This is a genomic window from Kitasatospora sp. NPDC058965 (assembly GCF_042741245.1).
Lineage (GTDB): Bacteria > Actinomycetota > Actinomycetes > Streptomycetales > Streptomycetaceae > Kitasatospora.
Map to the genome: position 1 here is coordinate 1 of NZ_JBHYKG010000436.1, position 5,556 is coordinate 5,556.

Consider the following 5,556-nt stretch of genomic DNA (forward strand, 5'->3'; position numbering starts at 1 on the left):
CAGGGGCACCCGCGCGCGACGCCGGGGCCCGCCAGGCCGACCGGTGATCGGTGCCCTGGAGTGGCTGGCCGGCCTGGTCGCACTCGGCGGGGCCGGGCACCGGGCCTGGCTCTGGCGCGGCGGCCCGCAGCAGGCGGGCGGGCGGCTGCTGATCGCCTTCACCCTCAGCATCGGCCTGGCCATGGGCCTGTTGGCCGTCGCGGGGGCCGGGGTCGGCGGGGCGCCCGGCGCCGCCCTGCTGCTGCTGGCCAGTGAGCTCAAGATCGCGGCCGGCTGCTTCCTGGTGCTGCTCGCGCTGACCCTGGGGCCGACGCCGTGCGCCGCCCGGAGTCGGCGTCAGCTGGTCGGCTCGGCCGTGGTGCTGGTGCTGGAGGCCGCCTGCTACCTGGCCGCCGCGGTGACCCCGGACGGTGCCACGCTGACCGTGCCGGACCACGGCCGGGCCGCACTCACCGCCTTCAACGTGCTCTTCACCGCGCACGGCGCCTGGTGCGTCGCGGTGTTCACCGTGCTGGTGCGGCACGCCGCGCGCGAGCTGCCGCCCGGTCCGCTCCGGGCCGGGCTGCGCCTGGTGGTGGCGGCCGGGGTGTGCGGGCTGGCCTGGGTCGGGTCGAACCTGCCGCTGCTGCTGACCGCGATGCGGACCGGCCGGGAGGCCGGCGGTGAGGACGCGTTCTCCGGGCCGGTCGCGGTGCTCGCCCTCACCCTGGGCATGGGCGGGCTGGCGCTGGCCTCGCTGGACGGCCGGACCGGCGGGCCGCTGCGCCGGCTGCGGCTGCGCCGCGACCTGCGCCGGATCACTCCGCTCTGGCAGGCGCTGCACGCCGTCCGCCCGGAGATCGCGCTGGCCCCCGCCGGCTCCGGCGGCGGCTGGGGCGGGCGCGCCGAGTTCGTGCTCTACCGCCGGGTGATCGAGATCCGCGACGCCCAGCTCTGGCTGCGCGCGCACCTGGATCCGCGGGTGCCGCAGTGGGCGGCCGCCGCCTGCGCCCACGAGCCGCAGCCGGAGCGCCGGGCCGCAGCCGTCGAGGCCGCCGTGCTGGCCGGTGCGCTGGCGGCCGCCACGGCCGGGCGCGGCCACCCGCAGGAGCCGGCCGCGGACTACCTCCCCTCGGCGGTGGAGGCCGATCCGGCGGCGGAGGCCGACTGGCTGGTACTGGTGGCCGAGGCGTTCGTCCGCTCTCCCGCGGTGGACCTGGTGCGACGCCGGGTCATGGACGAACTGGCGCGTGAGGAGGAGGAGTTCGACGCAACCGTGGAACCGGGGCAGGCCGGGCCGGAGGGACCGGTTCCGGCCAACTCCGACCCGACTTAATTTCAGCTAATGACATCGCATGATCATTATGCTGAAATCAACCCGGGCACCGAACACCACTCCGGTTCTCCCTGGCCCGACCTCCCGCTCCCTGGGGTCGGCCGTCCCTGAAAGGTCATCACCCATGACCCTGCTCACCCGCGTGATCGCCGGCACCGCCGCCACCGGTGCCCTGCTGCTGACCGCGCTGCTGCCCACCACCGCGCAGGCGGCCACCACGGCCGTCTTCACCGGTCACGCCTACGGCTACAACAGCTACTCGGCCACCCTGTACGCCGAGGGGAACGCCGAGTACCGCGCCTCGCAGGCCGGCTACTCGCAGTGCCAGCCGTACGGCACCCCGGACGTCTCCTACGTCCAGGGGACGCCGAACACGTACGAGGCCTACGTCCAGGTCCAGTGCACCGCCTGAGCGGCGCCTGACCGGTGACCGGCCGGGTGGGGCGCCCCACCCGGCCGCTCGCCGGACGCGGCCGACTCCGCTGCTGGACCCACCACCGCGAGCTGGCAGGATGGCGGCCATGAACTACCTCGCGGCCGACTCCCGCTACGCCTCGATGACCTACCGCCGCGCCGGACGCAGCGGCGTGCAGCTGCCCGCCGTCTCGCTCGGCCTGTGGCACAACTTCGGCGACTCCCAGCCGCTGGAGGTCCAGCGCGCGGTGCTGCGCCGGGCCTTCGACCGGGGGGTGACCCACTTCGACCTGGCCAACAACTACGGCCCGCCGTACGGCTCGGCGGAGAAGAACTTCGGGCACCTGTTCGCCCAGGACTTCCGCCCGTACCGGGACGAGCTGTTCATCGCCAGCAAGGCCGGCTACGACATGTGGCCCGGCCCGTACGGCGACGGCGGCAGCCGCAAGTACCTGCTGGCCAGCCTGGACCAGTCGCTGGGCCGGATGGGCCTGGACTACGTGGACGTCTTCTACTCGCACCGCTACGACCCCGGCACCCCGCTGGAGGAGACCATGGGCGCGCTGGCCACTGCGGTGCGCCAGGGCAAGGCGCTGTACGCGGCCATCTCCAACTACCCGGCCGAGCAGCACCGCGAGGCGGTGGCGCTCCTGCGCGAGCTGGGCACCCCGGTGCTGCTCAACCAGAGCGCCTACTCGATGCTGGACCGCCGCCCCGAGTCGGAGGGCGTGCTGGACGCGGTGGGCGAGACCCAGACCGCGCTGATCGCCTACTCCCCGCTGGCCCAGGGCCTGCTGACCGACCGCTACCTCGGCGGCCGGGTGCCGGCCGGCTCCCGGATGTCGGTCGGGCACTTCCTCAAGGAGGAGGCCCTGACCCCGCAGAAGCTCGACCAGCTCCGGTCGCTGGCCAAGGTGGCCGAGCGGCGCGGCCAGACGCTGGCCCAGCTGGCGCTCAGCTGGGTGCTGCGGGACGAGCGGGTGGTCTCGGTGATCATCGGCGCCAGCAGCGTGGCCCAGCTCGACCAGAACCTGGAGGCGCTGGCGGCCGGCCCGCTGACCGCCGAGGAGCTGGCCGAGATCGACCGACTGACCGCCTGACCGGCGCCCCGGGTCCGGCTCCTGCTGCTCAGGGGCCGGACCCGGGTGCCGTCAGCTCCGGCCGCTCGGCACGTACTTGTAGCCGACCCGGCGCACCGTGACGATGCTGGCGCGGTGCGCGGCCCCCAGCTTGCGGCGCAGCCGGGCGACGTGGACGTCCACGGTGCGGCCGTCGCCGACGTGGCCGTAGCCCCAGACCGAGGTGACCAGCTGGTCGCGGGTGTGCACCCGCTGCGGGTGCTGGGTCAGGTGCGCGAGCAGCTCGAACTCCAGGTAGGTGAGGTCGAGCAACTCGCCGTCCACGTGGGCGGTCCGCCGCTCCGGGTCGACCGAGATGCCGTGCGGGCTCGGGGTCCTGGGCGGGGCGGGATCGGCCGCGGGCACCAGCACCAGGTAGCCGACCATGGGGCGTTCGCCCTCGGTGGCGCCGTACTGGGCGAGCGCGGACTGCGGCAGCGCCGCCACCACGGTGGCCCCCTGCGGCAGCGAGCCGCGCAGCTCGGGGGCGATCGGGGCGTCGGGGACCAGCTGCAGCGCCGGCGGCTGGGGCACCGCACGCAGGTGCGGGGCGGGAAGGGTCAGGGTGGCCGTCGAGGAGGACATGACGCAGCTCTTTCGCGCGAGAACGTGTGGGTGGACGTCGTCTGCGCGTCGGGATGACTCAGGTGTTCGCACCGGGCCGTCGGGCCGTGGCCCGACGAGCGGTCAGCGGTGCGCGAGCCGGGACGCGCGAGGCGAACCCGGACAGGTCTGGTCGAAGAGGTGCGGCTGCCGGGACGGCCAGAACGGCTCGAGGTCCTGACGGCCCCGGCTCGCGTCCACGGTGATCTGCATGGCCCCCATTCAATCAGATCACCGCGCCGGGGGAAATGCCCGACGGTCCGTCACCGGGTTCGGCTGCGGTCGGCGGCGTGCTCCACCAGCCGGACCAGCACGTCCCGCGAGTCCTCCCGCCGCCGTGCGTCGCAGAGCACCACCGGCACCTGGGGGTCCAGGTCCAGCGCGGCCCGGACGTCGGCCACCGCGAACACCGGGGTGCCCTCGAAGCAGTTCACCGCGATCACGAACGGGATCCCGCGCTGCTCGAAGAAGTCCACCGAGGGGAAGCAGTCGGCCAGCCGCCGGGTGTCGGCCAGCACCACCGCGCCCAGCGCGCCGCGCGCCAACTCGTCCCAGACGAACCAGAACCGGTCCTGCCCGGGGGTGCCGAAGAGGTAGAGGGCGAGCCCGGGGCGCAGGTCGATCCGCCCGAAGTCCATGGCGACCGTGGTGGTGTCCTTCGCCTCCACCCCCGCCAGGTCGTCCAACGGCCGGCCGACCTCGCTCAGGCGCTCCTCGGTGCGCAGCGGCCGGATCTCGCTCACCGAGCCGACCATGGTGGTCTTGCCCACCCCGAAGCCGCCGGCCACCAGGATCTTCAGCGAGATCCCGCCCGGCAGCCGGTCCCGGCGCGCGCCGACCGTACCGTCAGAGTGCCCGAAGGCCATTGATCACTTCCCGGAGCAGGCGCTCGTCCGGCAGTTCGGCGAGCGGGACAGGGCGGGTGACGTCGATCAGCTCGGCGTCGTCGAGGTCCCCGAGCAGCACCCGGACCACGCTCACCGGCAGGTCGGTGTAGGAGCCGAGTTCGGCGACCGAGAGCGGGCCGTCGGCGCACAGGTCGAGGATCGCGCGGTGTTCCGGGTCGAGCACCGGTTCGGGCAGCTCGGGGTCCCGGTCGGCGGCGGACTTCGCCGAGATCATCGAGATCAGGTCGAAGTAGCCGTCGTTGGCGGGCCGGGTGCGGCCGCGGGTCATCGAGAAGAGCCGGACCACCGGGCCCGCCTCGTCGTCGTACCAGCGGTCCGCGGACTCGGCGGGCCCGGTCGGCTCCTCCTCGGCCGCCCCGGGGTCCGCCGCCTCCCCCTCGGGGCCTCTGCCGCTCATCCGGCGGGGTTCCGCGGCTCGGCGGCCAGGTGCTCCCCGACCCGCTTGACCAGCAGGGCCATCTCGTAGGCGATCTGGCCGATGTCCGAGTCCGCATCGCTGAGCACCGCCAGGCAGCTGCCGTCGCCGGCCGCGGTGATGAACAGGAAGGCCTCGTCCAGCTCCACCATGGTCTGCCGCACGCCGCCCACGTCGAAGTGGCGGCCGGCGCCCTTGGCCAGGCTGTGGAAGCCGGCCGCCACGGCGGCCAGGTGCTCGGCGTCCTCCCGGCCCAGGCCCTGCGAGGCGCCGGTGGCCAGGCCGTCGCTGGAGAGGATGACCGCGTGCCGCAGCGACGCGACCCGCCCCACCAGGTCATCCAGAAGCCAGTTGAGGTCGCCGGACGGCTGGGTCATTGCGGTCATCGATCAGGATCCTTCCGCTGGTGCGGGTCGTGCTGGGCTCGGTGCGGCCGGCAGTGCCGGTGGTACGGGGGACGGCGCGAGGGCGCGCCGGGTCGGGGGTTCGGGCGGTCCGAAGGCACCGGGGGCCGGGGGCGGCACCACGGTCAGCGGCGGCGGGACCGGCGTCGGCTCCGCCCGCCCGCGGCTGAACCCGCGCTGGAAGGAGCTGAACGCGGCCCGGGCCTCCTCCGGCGAGCGCTCCCGGGCGCCGGCCCGGTCGCCCGCGGCCGCCTCGGCGGCGGCCGCCCGCAGCTGCGGGGCCAGGTTGGCCTGCCGGACCCGGCGCGGCAGCAGACCGCCGCCCGGGGGGACGCCGTCGACCGGCGCGGGACCGCCCGGCACCGGGCCGGCCTCGCCG

8 protein-coding genes and 1 pseudogene are annotated in these 5,556 nt (G+C 74.9%); 3 read left to right on the plus strand and 6 right to left on the minus strand.

The features are described 5' to 3' along the window. The first annotated feature begins 43 nt into the window (after window positions 1-43). From ACFW1A_RS37805 to ACFW1A_RS37815, 3 genes are all read left to right on the plus strand, one after another. The gene (locus ACFW1A_RS37805) at window positions 44-1,315 is read left to right on the plus strand and encodes an MAB_1171c family putative transporter (RefSeq protein ID WP_380417718.1); all 1,272 of its coding nucleotides are present in this window, start codon (window positions 44-46) and stop codon (window positions 1,313-1,315) included. Window positions 1,316-1,439: 124 nt separating this feature from the next. Continuing rightward, complete coding sequence (locus ACFW1A_RS37810) at window positions 1,440-1,727, plus strand: hypothetical protein (protein ID WP_380417720.1); 288 nt, start codon at window positions 1,440-1,442, stop codon at window positions 1,725-1,727. Between the two features lie 109 nt (window positions 1,728-1,836). Then, a complete protein-coding gene (locus ACFW1A_RS37815) occupies window positions 1,837-2,829 on the plus strand; it encodes an aldo/keto reductase (RefSeq protein ID WP_380417722.1) in 993 nt (330 codons plus the stop codon). Window positions 2,830-2,880: 51 nt separating this feature from the next. Here the strand turns inward: ACFW1A_RS37815 and ACFW1A_RS37820 are convergent, their stop codons facing one another. The 6 genes and pseudogenes from ACFW1A_RS37820 to ACFW1A_RS37845 form a co-directional block, all read right to left on the minus strand. After that, window positions 2,881-3,432 carry a winged helix-turn-helix domain-containing protein gene (locus tag ACFW1A_RS37820; protein ID WP_380417723.1) on the minus strand — a complete coding sequence of 184 codons (552 nt, stop codon included), beginning with the start codon at window positions 3,430-3,432 and terminating at the stop codon, window positions 2,881-2,883. Between the two features lie 102 nt (window positions 3,433-3,534). After that, window positions 3,535-3,663 (minus strand): hypothetical protein, encoded by a 129-nt coding sequence (locus ACFW1A_RS37825; protein WP_380417725.1) that lies wholly within the window; start codon window positions 3,661-3,663, stop codon window positions 3,535-3,537. A gap of 50 nt (window positions 3,664-3,713) precedes the next feature. Next, window positions 3,714-4,316, minus strand: a complete 603-nt coding sequence (locus ACFW1A_RS37830) for an ATP/GTP-binding protein (RefSeq protein ID WP_380417727.1) — start codon at window positions 4,314-4,316, stop codon at window positions 3,714-3,716. Next, the gene (locus tag ACFW1A_RS37835) at window positions 4,297-4,755 is read right to left on the minus strand and encodes a DUF742 domain-containing protein (protein WP_380417729.1); all 459 of its coding nucleotides are present in this window, start codon (window positions 4,753-4,755) and stop codon (window positions 4,297-4,299) included. Before ACFW1A_RS37835 ends, ACFW1A_RS37830 begins: the two co-directional genes overlap by 20 nt. Continuing rightward, the gene (locus ACFW1A_RS37840) at window positions 4,752-5,159 is read right to left on the minus strand and encodes a roadblock/LC7 domain-containing protein (protein WP_110671585.1); all 408 of its coding nucleotides are present in this window, start codon (window positions 5,157-5,159) and stop codon (window positions 4,752-4,754) included. Before ACFW1A_RS37840 ends, ACFW1A_RS37835 begins: the two co-directional genes overlap by 4 nt. A gap of 3 nt (window positions 5,160-5,162) precedes the next feature. Further along, window positions 5,163-5,556, minus strand: a pseudogene (locus ACFW1A_RS37845) (hypothetical protein); the annotation flags it as partial.